Origin of the sequence: Dryocola clanedunensis subsp. sulfonylureivorans, from assembly GCF_016756775.1 — a bacterium.
Lineage (GTDB): Bacteria > Pseudomonadota > Gammaproteobacteria > Enterobacterales > Enterobacteriaceae > Dryocola > Dryocola clanedunensis.
In genome coordinates this window covers 1-553 of the sequence record NZ_JAERMU010000084.1, presented here as the reverse complement: position 1 = coordinate 553, position 553 = coordinate 1, and the positions used below count along the sequence as shown (strand labels likewise).

Sequence of the window (553 nt, the reverse complement as noted above, 5' to 3'; positions counted from 1 at the left end):
GTTCTTCTCACCCATTTTCCAGGTGTAACCACTCTCCACCGACGCCGTGATACCCCGGGATTTGTAGCTTTCTGACGACTGGCCTTTCGACGACACGCCGTTATCAAACCAGTTGTACAGCGCCCAGGTGTCAACATAGGCCCCCGTCTTCTCTTCGTTGTCCTGGAACCAGGTGCCGTAGAGGCCCGCGCTGTAGCCGTGGACCGACCCGTCCGCGCTGTAGCCCGTGACGTGGTTACGCGTGTTGCTGTTCTGGCTGGCGTAGCCCCCCATCACACCGAGATGGAAACGGTCGTTCCCGTTGCTGCTCCACTGGCCGATATCGCCGCCCAGCTGGGCAATGTAACGGTTTGCCTGGGTTTTGTTCTGGTCACTACCGTCGCTGGAGCGATTGTGGCCGCCCACCTGACGCAGCCACAGGCTGGTCACCTTCTTCTCGCCGGTGAAGGCGTCGACGTAGTGCGTCTCACCCAGACGGTCGTGCAGCGTCATGCTGAACATGTTGTTGGCTGCCGCCAGGTTGCTCGCATAGGCCTTGCCTTCCGGGCGCACG

General features: G+C 60.9%; 1 protein-coding gene. It reads right to left on the bottom strand.

Going from position 1 to position 553, the window contains the following annotated elements:
• The coding region (locus HYQ67_RS23895; RefSeq protein WP_202308675.1) for an autotransporter outer membrane beta-barrel domain-containing protein at positions 1-553 on the bottom strand (553 nt) is incomplete at both ends.